At 60.7% G+C, this 16,557-nt stretch carries 17 protein-coding genes and 5 tRNA genes; 9 read left to right on the top strand and 13 right to left on the bottom strand.

What is annotated here, in order from left to right; genetic code table 11:
- Nucleotides 1-178 precede the first annotated feature (178 nt).
- On the top strand, nucleotides 179-1,027 hold the full coding sequence (gene nadC, locus ACLH0H_RS05015; RefSeq protein ID WP_411381207.1) for a carboxylating nicotinate-nucleotide diphosphorylase: 849 nt from the start codon (nucleotides 179-181) through the stop codon (nucleotides 1,025-1,027).
- A 143-nt stretch (nucleotides 1,028-1,170) separates the two neighbouring features.
- Here the strand turns inward: nadC and ACLH0H_RS05020 are convergent, their stop codons facing one another.
- The 4 genes from ACLH0H_RS05020 to ACLH0H_RS05035 form a co-directional block, all read right to left on the bottom strand.
- The gene (locus ACLH0H_RS05020) at nucleotides 1,171-1,476 is read right to left on the bottom strand and encodes a DUF6388 family protein (RefSeq protein WP_076951111.1); all 306 of its coding nucleotides are present in this window, start codon (nucleotides 1,474-1,476) and stop codon (nucleotides 1,171-1,173) included.
- Between the two features lie 158 nt (nucleotides 1,477-1,634).
- Nucleotides 1,635-1,710, bottom strand: a tRNA-Thr gene (locus ACLH0H_RS05025).
- Between the two features lie 48 nt (nucleotides 1,711-1,758).
- On the bottom strand, nucleotides 1,759-3,159 hold the full coding sequence (locus ACLH0H_RS05030) for an O-antigen ligase family protein (protein WP_411381208.1): 1,401 nt from the start codon (nucleotides 3,157-3,159) through the stop codon (nucleotides 1,759-1,761).
- A 35-nt stretch (nucleotides 3,160-3,194) separates the two neighbouring features.
- Nucleotides 3,195-3,608 (bottom strand): pilin, encoded by a 414-nt coding sequence (locus tag ACLH0H_RS05035; protein ID WP_411382369.1) that lies wholly within the window; start codon nucleotides 3,606-3,608, stop codon nucleotides 3,195-3,197.
- A 202-nt stretch (nucleotides 3,609-3,810) separates the two neighbouring features.
- Here ACLH0H_RS05035 and ACLH0H_RS05040 point away from each other — a divergent pair, with 202 nt between their 5' ends.
- The 4 genes from ACLH0H_RS05040 to yacG are packed head-to-tail and all read left to right on the top strand — an operon-like array spanning nucleotide 3,811 to nucleotide 6,699.
- The gene (locus ACLH0H_RS05040; protein WP_411381209.1) at nucleotides 3,811-5,019 is read left to right on the top strand and encodes a type II secretion system F family protein; all 1,209 of its coding nucleotides are present in this window, start codon (nucleotides 3,811-3,813) and stop codon (nucleotides 5,017-5,019) included.
- A complete protein-coding gene (locus tag ACLH0H_RS05045; RefSeq protein WP_411381210.1) occupies nucleotides 5,016-5,882 on the top strand; it encodes a prepilin peptidase in 867 nt (288 codons plus the stop codon). Before ACLH0H_RS05040 ends, ACLH0H_RS05045 begins: the two co-directional genes overlap by 4 nt.
- Nucleotides 5,879-6,502, top strand: coding sequence for a dephospho-CoA kinase (coaE, locus tag ACLH0H_RS05050; protein ID WP_411381211.1), 624 nt, complete (start codon nucleotides 5,879-5,881; stop codon nucleotides 6,500-6,502). The genes ACLH0H_RS05045 and coaE overlap by 4 nt, the downstream gene beginning before the upstream one ends.
- Nucleotides 6,499-6,699 carry a DNA gyrase inhibitor YacG gene (yacG, locus tag ACLH0H_RS05055; RefSeq protein ID WP_003188437.1) on the top strand — a complete coding sequence of 67 codons (201 nt, stop codon included), beginning with the start codon at nucleotides 6,499-6,501 and terminating at the stop codon, nucleotides 6,697-6,699. The genes coaE and yacG overlap by 4 nt, the downstream gene beginning before the upstream one ends.
- Here yacG and ACLH0H_RS05060 read toward each other — a convergent pair.
- Together ACLH0H_RS05060 and ACLH0H_RS05065 are read right to left on the bottom strand one after the other, a co-directional pair.
- The gene (locus ACLH0H_RS05060; RefSeq protein WP_003171680.1) at nucleotides 6,696-6,911 is read right to left on the bottom strand and encodes a hypothetical protein; all 216 of its coding nucleotides are present in this window, start codon (nucleotides 6,909-6,911) and stop codon (nucleotides 6,696-6,698) included. The two genes, yacG and ACLH0H_RS05060, sit on opposite strands and share 4 nt — an antisense overlap.
- Nucleotides 6,912-6,975: 64 nt before the next feature.
- Nucleotides 6,976-7,665: an energy-coupling factor ABC transporter permease gene (locus ACLH0H_RS05065; protein ID WP_411381212.1), complete on the bottom strand. Its 690-nt coding sequence runs from the start codon at nucleotides 7,663-7,665 to the stop codon at nucleotides 6,976-6,978.
- 103 nt (nucleotides 7,666-7,768) lie between these two features.
- On the opposite strand from ACLH0H_RS05065, the gene ACLH0H_RS05070 reads away from it, so the two are divergent.
- From ACLH0H_RS05070 to ACLH0H_RS05080, 3 genes are read left to right on the top strand one after another with little or no spacing between them, the layout of a single operon-like run.
- Nucleotides 7,769-8,398, top strand: coding sequence for a DUF1780 domain-containing protein (locus ACLH0H_RS05070; protein ID WP_411381213.1), 630 nt, complete (start codon nucleotides 7,769-7,771; stop codon nucleotides 8,396-8,398).
- Nucleotides 8,399-8,454: 56 nt separating this feature from the next.
- Nucleotides 8,455-8,628: a DUF3094 family protein gene (locus ACLH0H_RS05075; protein WP_411381214.1), complete on the top strand. Its 174-nt coding sequence runs from the start codon at nucleotides 8,455-8,457 to the stop codon at nucleotides 8,626-8,628.
- 60 nt (nucleotides 8,629-8,688) lie between these two features.
- A complete protein-coding gene (locus ACLH0H_RS05080; RefSeq protein WP_411381215.1) occupies nucleotides 8,689-9,987 on the top strand; it encodes an NAD(P)/FAD-dependent oxidoreductase in 1,299 nt (432 codons plus the stop codon).
- A 176-nt stretch (nucleotides 9,988-10,163) separates the two neighbouring features.
- On the opposite strand, the gene ACLH0H_RS05085 is transcribed toward ACLH0H_RS05080, so the two are convergent.
- The 7 genes from ACLH0H_RS05085 to rluD all read right to left on the bottom strand — a co-directional run bounded on the left by ACLH0H_RS05085 (nucleotide 10,164) and on the right by rluD (nucleotide 15,275).
- Nucleotides 10,164-10,240: transfer RNA gene (locus ACLH0H_RS05085), tRNA-Pro, on the bottom strand.
- Nucleotides 10,241-10,334: 94 nt separating this feature from the next.
- Nucleotides 10,335-10,410, bottom strand: a tRNA-Lys gene (locus tag ACLH0H_RS05090).
- A 5-nt stretch (nucleotides 10,411-10,415) separates the two neighbouring features.
- A tRNA-Pro gene (locus ACLH0H_RS05095) sits at nucleotides 10,416-10,492 on the bottom strand.
- 9 nt (nucleotides 10,493-10,501) lie between these two features.
- Nucleotides 10,502-10,577: transfer RNA gene (locus tag ACLH0H_RS05100), tRNA-Asn, on the bottom strand.
- Nucleotides 10,578-10,878: 301 nt separating this feature from the next.
- Entirely contained in the window at nucleotides 10,879-13,443 is a 2,565-nt protein-coding gene (clpB, locus tag ACLH0H_RS05105; protein WP_411381216.1) for an ATP-dependent chaperone ClpB, read from the bottom strand.
- Between the two features lie 147 nt (nucleotides 13,444-13,590).
- Nucleotides 13,591-14,316: a peptidoglycan editing factor PgeF gene (pgeF, locus tag ACLH0H_RS05110; RefSeq protein ID WP_411381217.1), complete on the bottom strand. Its 726-nt coding sequence runs from the start codon at nucleotides 14,314-14,316 to the stop codon at nucleotides 13,591-13,593.
- Entirely contained in the window at nucleotides 14,313-15,275 is a 963-nt protein-coding gene (rluD, locus tag ACLH0H_RS05115; RefSeq protein WP_005784662.1) for a 23S rRNA pseudouridine(1911/1915/1917) synthase RluD, read from the bottom strand. Before rluD ends, pgeF begins: the two co-directional genes overlap by 4 nt.
- Nucleotides 15,276-15,424: 149 nt before the next feature.
- Here rluD and ACLH0H_RS05120 point away from each other — a divergent pair, with 149 nt between their 5' ends.
- A complete protein-coding gene (locus ACLH0H_RS05120) occupies nucleotides 15,425-16,450 on the top strand; it encodes an outer membrane protein assembly factor BamD (protein ID WP_314560830.1) in 1,026 nt (341 codons plus the stop codon).
- Nucleotides 16,451-16,557 lie beyond the last annotated feature (107 nt).

Below are 16,557 nucleotides of genomic sequence, written 5' to 3' on the forward strand. Positions count from 1 at the left end.
AACGGCGGTATGGGTGTCAACGTCAAAGCTATGACGCCAATTGCAAGGCGCCAGATTATCTTGCAAATGTGGCCGGTTGCGCCAGCAAACTCTGCCGTTGCACGGTAAATGAGTGGTGAGCCTGGGTTCGGACGCACACTGCCCCTATAATCGGCGCACTTTGTCTGTGGAGCCTGTTATGCCGAATCTCCGTCTTGCCGACCTCACCGCCGAAATCGAAGCCAACGTGCGCCGTGCACTGCTGGAAGACATCGGCAGCGGCGACATCACTGCGCAGTTGATCCCGGCCGAACGGCTGGCCACGGCCACTATCATTACCCGTGACGCAGCAGTGATCGCCGGTACCGCCTGGGTGGATGCGGTCTTTCGCCAGCTGGACCCACGCGTCGCCGTGCATTGGCAGGTAATCGATGGCGACCGCGTCAGTCCCGACCAGGTGCTGTTCCATCTTGAAGGTCCCGCACGCTCGCTGCTCAGCGGCGAACGCAGCGCGCTGAACTTCCTCCAGCTGCTGTCCGGGGTCGCCACTCGCGCCCGGTTCCTGGCCGATAGGGTCGCCAGCACTCAGGTCAAATTGCTGGATACCCGCAAGACCCTGCCGGGCCTGCGCCTGGCGCAGAAGTACGCCGTCACCTGCGGCGGTTGTCATAACCACCGTATCGGTTTGTATGACGCGTTCCTGATCAAGGAAAACCATATTGCCGCCTGCGGTGGCATTGCCCAGGCAATCACGGCCGCCCATGGGATCGCACCCGGCAAGCCTGTGGAAATCGAAGTGGAGAGCCTGGATGAACTGCGCGAAGCCCTGGCGGCGGGTGCCGATATCATCATGCTCGACGAGTTGAGCCTGGACGATATGCGCGAAGCCGTGCGCCTGAACGGTGGCAAGGCAAAACTGGAGGCCAGCGGCGGGATCAATGAGAGCACCCTGCTGCCCATTGCGGAGACCGGGGTGGATTACATCTCCATTGGCGCGATCACCAAGGATGTGAAGGCGGTGGATTTATCGATGCGCCTCAGCATCTAAACATCGTGTAGTGAGCGGGCTTGCCCCGCGCTGGGTGGCGAAGCCGCCCCAATAAGGACTTCGCTGAGTTCCAGGTAGAATCAGGTCGCCTGGTTTGGGGCGGCTTCGCCACCCAGCGCGGGGCGAGCCCGCTCACTACAACCTCAGACCACCAGGTTATTCATTTCGCAATATTCGTCCCATTCGACGCCCAGCACCTCGGCCGCCTCTTTGTGCAAGGCCAGCCGTGCCGTTTCGAATTCTTCCGGCGTCGAGGTGTACTTGAGGGTCAGCTCCCAAGGCTGAAGATTCTGGCTCTCGGCCTCGTCTTCGAATGCCCACTGAATCTGGTCGCGCTGGTCATCGGCGCTCAGGTCCTTGATCTCTTCCTTAAGCTGCGGCGTGGCCTCAAGGTATTTATTGAGTGCTTCTTCGTGCCGCGCTTGCTGGGTCATTTCAGTCGTGGTCATGTGCGTTCTCTTAGATCGAGGAATGGGGATGCATCTGGGTCATCAAGGTTGCGCAGATACAAAAGAGCGGGCTTACATGCCGGCTCGTCTGGCCTTCAGAACCATTCTGGGATCATCTGAAAACATTGCCTTTGAAAACGGTGCTGCCTTTGTTGCCTTGGTGCCCGAGACAGGAATCGAACCTGCGACCTTCGCGTTACGAGTGCGCTGCTCTACCGGCTGAGCTACACGGGCAGTGGGCTAAAGCTAGCACCGCATCGGGCGTCCGGCAACTTACGGCCGTTAGCGGGCGATCACGCCTTGGGCCCAGAAGCGCGGTTGCAGCAAGCTGCCATGAGCGTCCAGGTACTGCTGCTGCGCTTGCTTGATGTGAGGTACATCGCGCGCGGCTATAAAGATCAACAGACCAACGGCCAGTACACCCAGGGCTTTCCAGGCAGCCCAGGCCATAGGCATTTCAGCGGTTCGCGACGTACGCCACATGTGGAGCCCCATCAACCAGCCCACCACCAGCGCCAGCCATACCTGGGAGTTGGGCATCACTATCACGCCATCGACCATGGACTGCACCACCGCGCCGACCAAGGCGGCAAACAAGCACAGCCGCAGCAGGTCTGCCCGCTCGGCGCTCAACGCACGTTCACGCAGCACACCGACCGTGGCCCAGCCCCCGCGCCACGCCAGCAAAGCGACGCACAAAGCCGATGGCACACCCCATTCACTGGCCCATTGCAGGACCGCCTGATGGGGGTGGGCCGCAATTTTGTTGGCAATATCGGCAAAATGCATCGGCCCGAAGCCCAACCAGGGCCGCTCGGCTAGCATATGCCACGCTTGCTGCCAGATCGGGCCGCGCCCCGACAGGGAGGTGGTGAGGCGATCACTGGCGCCATTGACGACCGCTATCCCCAGGTAATCCGCCAGCATCGTAAACACCAGCCAATACAACAACAGCCCGCCCAGCAATGCGGCCAATTGCCAACCCAGCCAGCGCCGCCCCCATGGCCCCAGCACCGCCAGCACCATGCCCGCCGCGCCCATGCCAAGCCAGGTGCCACGCGTGCCGCCGCCGATCGCGATCAGCCACCACCCGCACAGCAACGCAAACACCCAGGCTTTGAGTGAACGGGAAAGCCCCGGGATCAACAAGGGAAGCGCCAGCAATGGCAGGGTGAACGTCTGGAACTGGCCGTAGAAACGCTTGTTGGAAAAGCCCGAGAGCAACAGGTCAGGGTCCAGCGTCCGTTCGGCGCCGGCGAACGCAAGGGTTCCCTCATACAGGTATTGAATCGACTTGATCAGGCACAGCAATACTACGATCAGGATCAAGGCACGATCCAGACGCTCTCCCCCGTGGCGACGCAGCAAGGCGAAGGCCACGGCAATCGCGCCGCAGCTGATAAACAACGCCATTTCGGCAAGCGCCCAGAGCGGCTGGTGGGCCAGCATTGCGGACGCCAGGCCCAACACGACAATCAGCGCCAGCCCCTGTGCGGTAGGCCGATCCACCAGCCGTCCAACGCGTGCGACTGACAGCCCATAGAGCACCGCACAAGCCCCGATAGTGATCTGCATCGCGCGCTGCAAATCATGCCCGCCGAACGGAGCACAAATGCCCAACACTAGAAGGCACACCACGGCTATCAGAAAAATACCGCCACGCTGTTGAACGGACAACGTCATCGACCACCTCGACTTCCCTGTGGAGGGTTCAGCAGTTATGCACCGGCCGCGGCGCAACCCTTGGCGACATATTTTGCGTCGGCGGTGGTGATGCATTTCCAACCGCTGGTGGCGCTGCGCGTCAGGCTGATGGTCTTGCCCAGCACCGGCGCTGGCGCATCGAGTATTTCGCAACTGATGGAGCCCGCCCCCGTCGCCACATCGCCTGCCACGTCGATCTTGCAATTGGCGGTCGGGCTGGTGCCGCCGATCAAGGCCAGGGTGGGAACGGTGCCCTGGTTGATGGTGTCTTCATAGCCGGGCTTCAACGCGGTGATTTCAGCCAGGCCGGCGGTGAACTTGGCCTTGGCCTGGTGGGTGGTATACATCGGCAGGCCGATGGTGGCCAAGATGCCGATGATTGCCACGACGATCAACAGCTCGATCAGGGTAAAGCCTTTTTGACGTATCACATTCACTCTCCAGGACAGAACTCATGACAAGGCGCTTCCTGCGCCCCGTGTTGTGCAGCGGCGCCAGTGTACTCATCCGCAGGCGCTTGATCGCGCACAAGACGCATATTCTGACATTTTATCCGGGGCTGTCGGCCTGCCCGAATCCGTCACCTGACTACGCTATAAATCTTCGACGACCTCTGTGCGGAACCGAGACATGGACAACGCTCCGACGATGTACGCCTGGGAAGGCATCAACCGCAAAGGACGCAGGGTGTCCGGGCAAACCACAGGCCACAACCTTGCCCTGGTCAAGGCTAAATTGCGCCGGCAAGGCATCAGCCCCGAGCAGGTGCGCAAGCAATCCCCAGTGCTGCAGAGCCTGGCACCGTCGATCAAATCGACGGACATCACCCTGTTCACGCGCCAACTGGCTACGCTGCTCAAAGCCGGCATTGCGCTTCTGCAAGCCTTCGACATCATCAGCGAAGGCTTCGACAACCGAGCGATGCGTGAACAGGTGCACGGCTTGAAGCAGGCAATCGCCGCCGGCTCCAGCCTGACTGAAGCGCTGCGCAAACAACCGCGCTATTTCGATGCGCTGTATTGCAATCTGGTGGCCGCCGGCGAGCAGGCCGGGGCGCTTGAAACGCTGCTGGAACGCGTGGCGATCCATCGGGAAAAGAGCGAGCACTTAAAGGCCAGAATCAAAAAAGCCATGACCTACCCGATTGCAGTGCTGGTGGTGGCCAGCCTTGTCACCGGCATTCTGTTGATCTACGTCGTGCCACAGTTCCAGAACCTGTTCGCCGGGGTCGACGGCACGCTGCCCGGTTTCACGTTGCAGGTGATTGCCCTGTCCGAGTTCGTGCAGCGAGCCTGGTGGATCCTGGCACTTGGCTTTTTGGCGGCAGGTACGGGGCTGCGCCATGCCTATAGGACCTTGCCTGCCTTGCGCCTCTGGGTGGACACCGGTTTGTTGAAAGCGCCCCTGGCAGGCAAACTGTTGAGCAAATCCGCCGTGGCCCGTTACGCCCGAACGCTTTCCACCACCTTTGCCGCTGGGGTTCCATTGGTCCAGGCATTGGATTCGGTCGCTGGCGCCGTGGGATCAGGGCCGTTCAAACAGGCAATCGAACATATGCGACACGAGGTCTCCACTGGCATGTCATTGAATCAATCCATGCTGGCCAGCGGCCTGTTCCCCGCCATGGCGATCCAGATGACCGCCATCGGCGAAGAGTCTGGCACGCTGGACCGCATGCTGGAAAAAGTCGCCAACCATTACGAGGCCGACGTGGACAACCTCGTCGATAATCTCACCAGCCTGATGGAGCCACTGATCATGGTGGTTCTGGGGAGCATTGTCGGCGCCCTGGTGATCGCCATGTATTTGCCGGTCTTCCAACTGGGGAGCGCGTTTTGAGCCTGCTGCTGGTTGCATACCCATGGGCTTTTGTCGTGATGGCGGCGGTGTTGGGGCTGATCGTCGGCAGCTTCCTCAACGTGGTGGTCTGGCGCCTGCCGAAAATGCTCGAGCGCGAATGGCGCGCCCAGGCCCATGAGGTACTCGGCCTGCCCGCCGAGCCCGGCGGGCCGACCTACAACCTCATGCAGCCCAATTCCTGCTGCCCACACTGCAATCACCCGATACGTCCCTGGGAAAATATTCCGCTGCTCAGTTACCTGTTGCTCAGAGGCCGTTGCGCCCATTGCCAGGGGGCGATCAGCGCCCGCTACCCGCTGACCGAACTGGCCTGCGCGCTGATCTCGGCCCTGGTGGCCGGGCATTTCGGCTTTGGCTGGCAGGCAGGCGCGATGCTGGTGCTGAGCTGGGGGTTGCTGGTAATGAGCCTGATCGATGCGGACCATCAGCTGTTGCCGGATGTGCTGGTGATGCCGCTGCTGTGGCTGGGACTCATCGCTAACGGGTTCGACCTGCTGACGACATTGCCCGATGCCCTGTGGGGCGCAGTGCTCGGGTACGTGAGCCTTTGGAGCGTGTTCTGGCTGTTCAAACTGGTCACCGGCAAAGACGGCATGGGCCACGGCGACTTCAAGTTGCTGGCGCTGCTCGGCGCATGGGGGGGCTGGCAGATCCTGCCGCTGACACTGCTGATGTCATCACTGGTCGGGGTGGTGGTGGGCTTGATCCTGATGCGCCTGCGCAAGGCCCAGGCGTCGACACCCATGCCATTTGGTCCGTATCTGGCGATTGCCGGCTGGATTGCATTGCTCTGGGGTGGTCAAATAACCGACTTCTATTTGCAGTCTGTCGGTTTCAGATGACCACTTCTGTTGCAACACCCTGGATTCTCGGGCTCACCGGTGGCATTGGCAGCGGCAAAAGCGCGGCCGCCCAGCACTTCATCGACCTGGGTATCGATCTGGTAGACGCCGACCATGCCGCCCGCTGGGTGGTGGAGCCTGGCCGGCCGGCGCTCGCGCGCATCGCCGAACACTTTGGTGCCGGCGTGCTGCTGCCCGACGGCCAATTGGACCGCGGCGCATTGCGCAAGCTGATCTTTGAAGTACCCGAAGAGCGCCGTTGGCTCGAAGCCTTGCTGCACCCGCTGATTGGCGAGGAGATTCACAGCCACCTGGCGCGCGCGCAGTCGCCTTACGCCATATTGGTGTCGCCACTGCTGATCGAATCAGGCCAGTACAGCATGACCCAACGCATCCTGGTGATCGACGTGCCGCAATCGCTGCAGATTCAGCGTACCCTGCAGCGCGACGGCATCAGCGAACAACAGGTACAGGCGATTCTCAAGGCCCAGTCCAGCCGTGAAGACCGCCTGAACCATGCCGACGACATATTGGTCAATGACCGGGACCTTGCCTGGCTGCACGGCGAGGTCGAGCGACTGCACCACTTTTACCTTACTTTGCGTGGAGGCCGAACATGAGCCAACCCTTGACCGTCGACTGTCCAACCTGCGGCGCCCCCGTGGAATGGAAAGCGACCAACCTCAACCGGCCGTTCTGCTCGGACCGTTGCAAACTGATCGACCTGGGCGCCTGGGCCGCTGAGGAACACAAGATCCCCGTGGCTCCGGATGCCGAGGACGAGTTGTTTTCCGAAGACCTGCCGCCGCGCCATTAAGGGCGCATAAAGGCGTATTCCTGCTGGTCGTCGAGGTTCTCTGCAAGGTATTGCAGCTCGTCGGCCAGGTCCTCGAAACTGCGCACGCCCTTGCTCTGCTGTACTACCGCGCTCAGCATGGCGCGCAGGGTCAAGCCGGGGTCAAAACCGATTTCCTGTGCAGCGTCCTGGCTTCTGCGCAACTCTTGCCGTGCCCATTCGTACACACTCATGATTGGTGCTCCTGAAAATTTCGGAAAGCATGAGCCTGCGCGTCCGCCCGGGATTTGATCTGGATCAACCCGACGGGTCGTCATCTTTCCAGGGGGCGGATAGATAGCGGGTACGGTTGAAGGTCTCCAGCCATTCCGGACAGAACACCACCAAAGCGCTGATCACGATGCCGTTGATAAAAGCCTCGGGAAAGATGATCAGCCACAGATAGCCGACGAAGTCCTCGAGCCATTCGGGCATGGCAAAGCGCCCGTCGAACCACAAAAGCCCCAGCCCGACCAACAGACAGAGCAAGGCTGACAGCGCGGCGGCGAAAAAACCGGAGCAGAAGATATACACAAAGGGGTTACGCGGTTGCGCGCGCTCGACCAGCAACGCGCACGCTTCGGTGACCAGCACCGGCAGCACGATCAGCAGCAGGCCGTTGACGCCAAGGGCGGCCAGGTCCTGACGCCCCAACAAGACCAGGCCCAACTGGGCGGCAAAGCCGCCGACAATCGCCAAGGGCCAATCCAGCAGCAGAGTCACCGCGGTCATGCCGATAAAGTGGTAGGACACACCGGTATCGAAATCCCGTCGTACCAGCCACAGCATGAACACCGCGAACACGGTGCCGAACAGCAAATGCTGGCGCCGCCGGTCGGCAAACAACTCGACCCAGGGTGAGCGCAGGAGCGCCCACAGCATCACGGGCGTAGACAACAGCCAGCCGACACCCAGGGTTGTCGGCGCCAGCATCGCGGCACTGATCACGGCAGCACTCTCCCTGTTGGACCCTTAGTTGAATGGTCAGTCTACACCGACGTTTGTTAGCGGGACTTCCTGCGGTCATGATTTGGGCGCTAAGCTGCTAACCATGGATGACTCAGACTACTTGCGCCTGCTCACCGTAGCGGCCGAACAAGCCAACGCGTTCTTGTCCAATGCCCGCAAATGGGAGCGTGAGCGTTGGGTCTGCCAGCGGCTGTTGCAGGGCCTGAACGTGCCTTACCGGGCCGAAGATTTTCACGCCGCCGGACAAGAACCGCCGGACGTGTTGTTTCGAGATGCCAGTTTCGAGGTGTTTTTCGTACTCGACGAAGGCCGCCGGCTGAACGATGAATGGCGCGACGAACTGTTGCGTCGACGCAGTGCCTTCTCCCTCAGCCAGTTGGTGCGGCGCGAAGCCAAGCCGCGACGCATCCCGGCCCATGAATTTCTATTGCGCCTGGCGCCCACCTTGCGCAAGAAGGCGCATAACTATAAAGAACGCGGCATGGACCTGGGGGAGTTGGATATCGTCGCCTTCGCCAGCCTCAAGCGTGAAGTGCTCGACCTGAACAGCCACTTCCCGCCGCCGACGGAATACCTGCGCCAGGGCTGGCGATCGCTATCCCTGGTGGGGCCGACCTTTGCCCGGGTGCTGTTCGCTCATCCGGACGCGCCGGACTTCTTGCGCAATAACCTGGGCCGCAGCGTAGTATTCGACGTGGGCATCAGCCTCTGATGCCGGCGCGACTGTAACGTGGTGCTCTTTTGCAACGTCTACCTGACGAGGCCTTTATGACCAGCCGCCTGAACCCCGATGACCAACAGCGTGTCGAAGAGTACCTGCAACTCTCTCAACATCAGGTCGAGCGCAAGCCTTTCCGGCCGTGGCTGCTCCTTGGTGTAGTGCTTGCCGTGGTGATCGGCCTCGGCCTGCTGAGTCGCCTTTTGAGTTACCTGACGCTATGAGCTGCCTGGCGCTCGCGGGGGTAACTGCTCCGATTTCCTTTAGCCTTGCGAGATATCCCCATGACCCATCGTATTATTATCGTCGGCGGCGGCGCCGGCGGCCTGGAGTTGGCGACCCGCCTGGGGAAAACCCTGGGCAAGCGCGGCACGGCCAGCATCACGCTGGTGGACACCAACCTGACTCACATCTGGAAGCCCTTGCTGCACGAAGTGGCGGCCGGCTCGCTGAACTCGTCGGAAGACGAACTCAACTATGTCGCCCAGGCCAAATGGAACCACTTCGAGTTCCAACTGGGGCGCATGAGCGGGCTTGACCGTGAGCATAAGAGGATCCAGCTGGCCGCCACCCTCGATGAGGAAGGCCGTGAGCTGGTGCCTGCGCGCGTGCTGGGCTATGACAGCCTGGTCATTGCGGTCGGCAGCACGACCAACGATTTCGGCACCGAAGGCGCGGCGCAACATTGCCTGTTCCTCGATACCCGCAAGCAGGCCGAGCGCTTCCACCAGCAACTGCTCAACCACTACCTGCGCGCCCACGCCGGGCAGACCGACGTGGTGGAAAAAATCAGCGTCGCCATCGTCGGCGCAGGTGCTACCGGGGTCGAGCTGGCCGCCGAACTGCATAACGCCGCCCACGAACTGGCCGCCTATGGCCTGGACCGCATCAAGCCGGAAAACATGCACATCACCCTGATCGAAGCCGGCCCACGGGTATTGCCCGCGCTGCCGGAGCGTATCGGCGTGCCTGTGCATAAAACCCTGGAGAAGCTCGGGGTAACGGTACTGACAAACTCGGCGGTCAGTGAAGTGACGGCCGATGCCCTGATCACCAGCGGCGGCCAGGTCATCCCCGCCAGCCTCAAGGTCTGGGCCGCCGGCATTCGCGCCCCAGGCTTCCTCAAGGACATCGATGGCCTGGAAACCAACCGCATCAATCAACTGCAAGTGTTGCCGACACTGCAAACCACCCGCGACGAAAACATCTTTGCCTTTGGCGACTGCGCTGCCTGCCCGCAAGTCGGCACCGACCGCAATGTGCCGCCACGGGCCCAGGCGGCGCACCAGCAAGCCTCGCTGCTGGCCAAGTCGCTGAAGCTGCGTATCGAAGGCAAGGCGCTGCCAAGCTACAAGTACACCGACTACGGCTCGCTGATCTCGCTGTCGCGGTTTTCGGCGGTGGGTAACTTGATGGGTAACCTGACGGGAAGCGTGATGCTGGAAGGCTGGTTGGCGCGGATGTTTTATGTGTCGCTGTACCGCATGCACCAGATGGCGCTGTATGGGGTTTTCCGTACGGCGATGTTGATGTTGGGCAGCAAGATTGGGCGCGGCACCGAGCCTAGACTCAAGCTCCACTAACGCCACAAAACAGTGTGGGAGCCGGGCTTGCCCGCGATGCAGACGACTCGGTGTATCAGGCACACCGAGGTGATGCAATCGCAGGCAAGCCAGCTCCCACATTTTCTTTGCGGTGAGTTCAGGATTTGTGCGCGCAAAAAAAATCCCCGTATCTTTCGATACGAGGATTTTTAATATGGTCGGGGTAAGGGGATTCGAACTCCTGACATCCTGCTCCCAAAGCAGGCGCGCTACCGGACTGCGCTATACCCCGGTAAAAAAAAGGCGACCTTTCAGTCGCCTTCTTCGATCAGCGCTTTTGGCCTCTGATCTTAAGATCTGATTCCAGCGTTAACTGGTCTCAAAAATGGTGGGTCGTGTGGGATTCGAACCTACGACCAATTGGTTAAAAGCCAACTGCTCTACCAACTGAGCTAACGACCCAAATATGGTCGGGGTAGGGGGATTCGAACTCCCGACATCCTGCTCCCAAAGCAGGCGCGCTACCGGACTGCGCTATACCCCGGTTTGAAATTGGCTCCGTGACCAGGACTCGAACCTGGGACCCAATGATTAACAGTCATTTGCTCTACCGACTGAGCTATCACGGAACTACATATTTCAAAGTGCAACTTTACAGCGGTGTAACCTTCTCTTCGACTTGCCCGTATCGCTACGTTCATGTGTCTGAGGCGCGCTATTCTACAATCTTAAAAACCCCTGTCAACCCTTTAAATTGCTTTTAAGACAATGATTTGCGCTTCTTTCTGATTTCTTCTTGGGGAGAAGAAACCCATGGGCTGACGTTGCTGCGGGGCGCACTTTACAAGCCTTTGCCTTACAGTTCAACGCCCTATCGAAAAAAAAGGCCCCGCAATGCGGGGCCTTGTCTTATCGGCCTGCAGCCCAGGCTCAGTGGAAGACGATTTCGTCGTTTTCCACGGTCGCTTCGACGCTGGTGCCCGGCATAAAGCTGCCCGACAGGATCAGTTGGGCCAGCGGGTTTTCGATCCAGCGCTGGATCGCACGCTTCAACGGCCGTGCGCCGTACACCGGGTCGTAACCCACCGCGATCAGCTTGTCCAACGCCTCGCGGCTCAGTTCCAGCGACAACTCGCGCTCGGCCAGACGGCTGCGCAGGCGACCCAGCTGGATCTCGGTAATGCCCGCGATCTGATCCCGCGCCAATGGCTCGAAGATCACCACTTCGTCGACCCGGTTGATGAATTCCGGGCGGAAGTGGCTGGTCAGTGCATCCATCACCGCGGCGCGCTGGGCTTCGCGATCACCGACCAATTCCTGGATCTGCGAGGAGCCCAGGTTGGAGGTCATCACGATCACCGTGTTGCGAAAGTCCACGGTACGCCCGTGGCTGTCCGTCAGGCGGCCATCTTCCAGCACCTGCAGCAGGATGTTGAACACATCCGGGTGCGCCTTCTCGACCTCATCCAGCAGGATCACCGAGTAAGGCTTGCGCCGCACGGCTTCGGTCAGGTAACCACCTTCCTCGTAGCCCACGTAGCCCGGTGGCGCACCGATCAAGCGAGCCACCGAGTGTTTTTCCATGAACTCGGACATATCGATCCGCACCATCGCCTCTTCGGTATCGAAGAGGAACTCGGCCAGGGCCTTGCACAACTCGGTCTTACCCACACCGGTCGGGCCGAGGAACATGAACGAGCCGCTCGGACGGTTCGGATCGGACAGCCCGGCCCGGGAACGCCGCACCGCGTTGGAGACCGCGACCACCGCCTCTTCCTGGCCGATGACGCGCTGGTGCAACAGGCTCTCCATTTTCAGCAGCTTGTCGCGCTCGCCTTCGAGCATTTTCGACACCGGGATGCCGGTCCATTTCGAGACGACTTCGGCAATTTCTTCCTCGGTCACCTTGCTGCGCAGCAACTGGTTCTCGCTCTTACCGTGCTGATCGACCATCTGCAGGCTGCGTTCCAGATCCGGGATCACCCCGTACTGCAACTCGGCCATGCGGTTCAGGTCGCCTTTACGGCGCGCGGCTTCCAGTTCCTGGCGAGACTGCTCGATCTTTTGCTGGATCTGTGCAGAGCCCTGCACTTCGGCTTTCTCCGAGGTCCAGATTTCTTCCAGGTCCGAATACTCGCGCTCCAAGCGGACGATTTCTTCCTGGAGTTTTTCCAGGCGTTTCTTCGCCGCGTCGTCTTCTTCTTTCTTCAGCGCCTGGGACTCGACTTTCAGTTGAATCAGGCGCCGATCCAGGCGGTCGAGCACTTCCGGCTTGGAGTCGATCTCCATGCGGATACGGCTGGCCGCTTCGTCGATCAGGTCGATGGCCTTGTCGGGCAATTGACGGTCGGTGATGTAGCGGTGGCTTAATTTGGCCGCCGCAATGATCGCGCCGTCAGTGATGGCCACCTTGTGGTGTACCTCATAGCGCTCTTTCAGGCCACGCAGGATCGCGATGGTGTCTTCTTCGCTCGGCTCTTCCACCAGCACTTTCTGGAAGCGCCGTTCAAGGGCGGCGTCCTTTTCGATGTACTGGCGATACTCGTTGAGCGTGGTGGCACCCACGCAGTGCAACTCACCCCGCGCCAAGGCGGGCTTGAGCATATTGCCGGCGTCCATCGAGCCTTCGCCTTTACCGGCGCCGACCATGGTGTGCAATTCGTCGATGAACAGAATGATCTGCCCTTCCTGCTTCGACAGCTCATTGAGCAGGGATTTGAGGCGCTCTTCGAATTCACCGCGGAACTTGGCACCGGCGATCAGTGACCCAATGTCCAGCGACAGCAGGCGCTTGCCCTTGAGGCCGTCCGGCACTTCGCCGTTGATGATGCGCTGGGCCAGGCCTTCGGCGATCGCGGTTTTGCCCACGCCAGGCTCGCCGATCAACACCGGGTTATTCTTGGTGCGACGCTGCAGGACCTGGATGGTGCGCCGGATTTCATCGTCACGGCCGATCACCGGGTCAAGCTTGCCTTCTTCGGCGCGCTTGGTCAGGTCGACGGTGTATTTATCCAGGGCCTGGCGCGACTCCTCGTGATTAGGGTCGTTGACGGCATCGCCGCCACGCAGGTTGTTGATGGCGTTTTCCAGGGCTTTTTTGCTCACGCCCTGGCCCAGCAGCAACTTGCCGAGCTTGCTGTTTTCGTCCATCGCGGCAAGCAGCACCAGCTCGCTGGAGATGAACTGGTCACCCTTTTGCTGCGCCAGGCGGTCTGCCTGGTTGAGCAGGCGCGCCAGGTCCTGGGACATATTCACGTCGCCGGTCGGGTTCTGGATTTTTGGCAGTTGGTCGAGCTCTTTGCTCAACTCCTTGCGCAGGCTGTTGACGTCGAAACCCACCTGCATCAGCAAGGGCTTGATGGAACCACCTTGCTGTTCCAGGAGCGCTTGCATCAAGTGCGCAGGCTCGATGGCCGGGTGGTCGAGGCCCACCGCCAAGGACTGGGAGTCAGACAGCGCCAACTGTAATTTGCTGGTTAAACGATCAATACGCATTAGTCACCTTCCTTTTGAGCAGGCCGGAGCTATAAAACATTCCTGAATGAAGAAACCTGCCAGATACCCTTATAGATGGGGTGGATTCTGGAGGATTCAAGCGAGCGACAGGTGATATGGATCAGTGTTGACCCAGATCAGGAGAGTCTAGCGGTCAAGCCAGATAAGGGAGGCAAAACGTCCGGTGCGCGAACTGCGCCGGTAGGAAAAGAAACGCGGGTCGGTCACCGTGCACAAACCGCCACCATATACAGCAGTGACGCCGCGTGCGGCGAGGCGCAGGCGGGCCAGCTGATAGATGTCGGCCATGAACTTGCCGGGATTGTGGCTCGGCACAAAGGGTTCGGCGCAGGCCGGCAGTTGCTGCATGAAGGTCTCACGCACTTCCGGGCCGACCTCAAAGGCTTGCGGACCGATTGCCGGGCCGAGCCAGACCAACACGTCTTCAGGCCTTGCATCGAGGCGCTCGACCGTCGCTTCCAGCACGCCCGCCGCCAAGCCGCGCCAGCCCGCATGGGCCGCCGCCACGCGGGTGCCGCCGCGGTTGCAGAACAACGCGGGCAGGCAATCGGCGGTCATTGAGGTACAGGCGATGCCAGGCGTGCCGGTCCAACTGCCGTCGGCTTCGACCGTACGGCTCGGGTCGGCCTCGACCACGGTCACGCCGTGGACCTGACGCAACCAGGCCGGCTGGATCGCGAAGGCATCGGTAAGACGACGACGATTTTCAAGGACGGCTTCCAGGCTGTCATCGACGTGATCGCCCAGGTTGAGGCTGTCGAACGGCGCCAGACTGACGCCGCCCGAGCGGGTGGTGACGCAGGCCTTCACCCGAGCCGGCGCAGGCCAGTCAGGAATCAGCCAGTCACTCATCCGATAAACGCCTCGCGGTCCTGCTTGAGCAGCGACAACAACCAGACCAGATCGTCCGGCAGAGGCGATTCCCAGCTCATACGCTTACCGCTCGTCGGATGGTCCAGTTCCAGGAAACGTGCATGCAGTGCCTGGCGCGGGAAGCTCTTGAGCGATTCAACCATGGTTTGGCTGGCTGCCGGCGGAATACGGAAGCGGCCGCCGTAGGCCGGATCCCCGACCAACGGGAAGTTGATGTGGGCCATGTGCACGCGAATCTGGTGGGTACGCCCGGTTTCCAGCTTGACCCGCACATGGGTGTGGGAGCGGAAACGCTCAAGTACACGGTAGTGGCTGACGGCCTGCTTGCCGCCCTCCATCACCGCCATGCGCTGGCGCTGCTGGCCGTGACGACCGATCGGCGCGTTGATCTTGCCACCGGCCACCACCACGCCGATCACGATGCATTCGTAGATGCGGCTGACGCTGCGGCTTTGCAATTGTGTGACCAACTGCGTCTGCGCCTGAATGGTCTTGGCCACCACCATCAAGCCGGTGGTGTCCTTGTCCAGACGGTGCACGATGCCGCAGCGCGGGACATTGATGATGTCCGGCACGTGGTGCAGCAAGGCATTAAGCAAAGTGCCATCAGCGTGCCCGGCTGCCGGATGAACCACCAGGCCTGCGGGTTTGTTGATGACCAGGATGTCGTCGTCTTCATAGACGATGTCCAGCTCGATGTCCTGGGCGACCCATTCTCCCTGGGCTTCCTGCTCGGCGGTCAGCTCAAGAATCGCACCGCCATGGACTATGTCTCGCGGGCGGATAACCGCTCCATCCACAGTCAGGCGGCCGTCTTTGATCCAGGCGGAAAGGCGCGAGCGCGAGTGCTCAGCGAATAATTGTGCGGCGACTTGATCGAGGCGTTGGCCGCCCAATTCGGACGGCACCTCTGCGCGAAGTTCAATTTTATCGGACATGCTCAGACTAGGCGTGGCACAGCCTTTGGTTTCGGCTGCGCGCTTGTGGTTAAATACGGCGTCTTTTGCCCCGAGGCTTTCAACGGGGCGCTCATCATAACAGGACGGCCCCGCCCAAGACAGCGGCCGTCATAGGGACGCAAGCCGCCATGCAAGTGAAACACCTGCTGCTGATCGCCATCCTCGCCATGACTGCTGCTTGCTCGTCAACAAAGGAAGTCGTCGACGAAAACCTGAGCGAAGTCGAGCTGTACCAATTGGCTCAGAAAGACTTGGACAATAATAGCTACACCAGCGCCACAGCGAAGCTGAAGGCACTGGAGTCGCGTTATCCGTTCGGGCGCTACGCCGACCAGGCCCAGCTCGAGCTGATCTACGCCAACTACAAGAACGCCGAGCCGGAAGCTGCCAAGTCCGCCGCCGAGCGTTTCATCCGCCTGCATCCGCAGCACCCGAACGTCGACTATGCCTACTACATGAAGGGCCTGACCTCGTTCGACCAGGACGTCGGCCTGCTGGCGCGCTTCCTGCCGCTGGACATGACCAAGCGTGATCCGGGCGCCGCCCGCGACTCCTACAACGAGTTCGCCCAGCTGACCAGCCGCTACCCTAATAGCCGCTACGCGCCGGACGCCAAGCAGCGCATGATCTACCTGCGCAACCTGCTGGCGTCCTACGAGATCCACGTAGCTCACTACTACCTGACCCGTCAGGCGTACGTAGCAGCCGCCAACCGTGGCCGCTACGTGGTGGAGAACTTCCAGGAGACCCCATCGGTGGGTGACGGCCTGGCCGTGATGACCGAGGCTTACCAGCGCCTGCACCTGGACGACCTGGCCAGCACCAGCCTGGAAACCCTGAAGCTCAACTACCCGGATCACCCAAGCCTGAAAGATGGCCAGTTCGTGCCTCAGGTTGACGAGGCGGACAACCGTTCGTGGCTGAGCAAGTACACCCTGGGCCTGATCGAGTCCCGTCCACCGTTGCCGCCGGGCGAAACCCGCGCCAACCAGGACGTGATCAAGCAGTATCAGGACGCCAAGGACGCCATCCCTTCGGACCTCAAGCCCCATGATGAGAACGGCGACGTGATCGAAGAGGAAGAGCCGCAAGCGTTGGGCAACAACCAGGACCGCTCGTGGTTCAGCTACATGACCTTTGGTGTGTTCGACTGATTGCATCCCGCGCCACGAGAAGGAGCCTTTCGAGGCTCCTTTTTTGTGGGCGGTATTATTGCGCTGTGCGCTTGGCAGGTCCTTGGCTAAACTGGCGCATTCCTTGT

Origin of the sequence: Pseudomonas sp. MPB26 (assembly GCF_046605355.1) — a bacterium.
Classification (GTDB): domain Bacteria; phylum Pseudomonadota; class Gammaproteobacteria; order Pseudomonadales; family Pseudomonadaceae; genus Aquipseudomonas; species Aquipseudomonas cedrina.

Bases quoted from the DNA above. Each gene is read 5' to 3' on its own strand.
- rluD (WP_005784662.1), bottom strand. From the start codon at position 15,275: ATGTCCGATAAAATTGAACTTCGCGCAGAGGTGCCGTCCGAATTGGGC.
- coaE (WP_411381211.1), top strand. From the start codon at position 5,879: ATGACCACTTCTGTTGCAACACCCTGGATTCTCGGGCTCACCGGTGGC.
- yacG (WP_003188437.1), top strand. From the start codon at position 6,499: ATGAGCCAACCCTTGACCGTCGACTGTCCAACCTGCGGCGCCCCCGTG.
- nadC (WP_411381207.1), top strand. From the start codon at position 179: ATGCCGAATCTCCGTCTTGCCGACCTCACCGCCGAAATCGAAGCCAAC.
- ACLH0H_RS05030 (WP_411381208.1), bottom strand. From the start codon at position 3,159: ATGACGTTGTCCGTTCAACAGCGTGGCGGTATTTTTCTGATAGCCGTG.
- ACLH0H_RS05060 (WP_003171680.1), bottom strand. From the start codon at position 6,911: ATGAGTGTGTACGAATGGGCACGGCAAGAGTTGCGCAGAAGCCAGGAC.
- ACLH0H_RS05075 (WP_411381214.1), top strand. From the start codon at position 8,455: ATGACCAGCCGCCTGAACCCCGATGACCAACAGCGTGTCGAAGAGTAC.
- clpB (WP_411381216.1), bottom strand. From the start codon at position 13,443: ATGCGTATTGATCGTTTAACCAGCAAATTACAGTTGGCGCTGTCTGAC.
- ACLH0H_RS05120 (WP_314560830.1), top strand. From the start codon at position 15,425: ATGCAAGTGAAACACCTGCTGCTGATCGCCATCCTCGCCATGACTGCT.
- ACLH0H_RS05070 (WP_411381213.1), top strand. From the start codon at position 7,769: ATGGATGACTCAGACTACTTGCGCCTGCTCACCGTAGCGGCCGAACAA.
- ACLH0H_RS05020 (WP_076951111.1), bottom strand. From the start codon at position 1,476: ATGACCACGACTGAAATGACCCAGCAAGCGCGGCACGAAGAAGCACTC.
- pgeF (WP_411381217.1), bottom strand. From the start codon at position 14,316: ATGAGTGACTGGCTGATTCCTGACTGGCCTGCGCCGGCTCGGGTGAAG.
- ACLH0H_RS05080 (WP_411381215.1), top strand. From the start codon at position 8,689: ATGACCCATCGTATTATTATCGTCGGCGGCGGCGCCGGCGGCCTGGAG.
- ACLH0H_RS05040 (WP_411381209.1), top strand. From the start codon at position 3,811: ATGGACAACGCTCCGACGATGTACGCCTGGGAAGGCATCAACCGCAAA.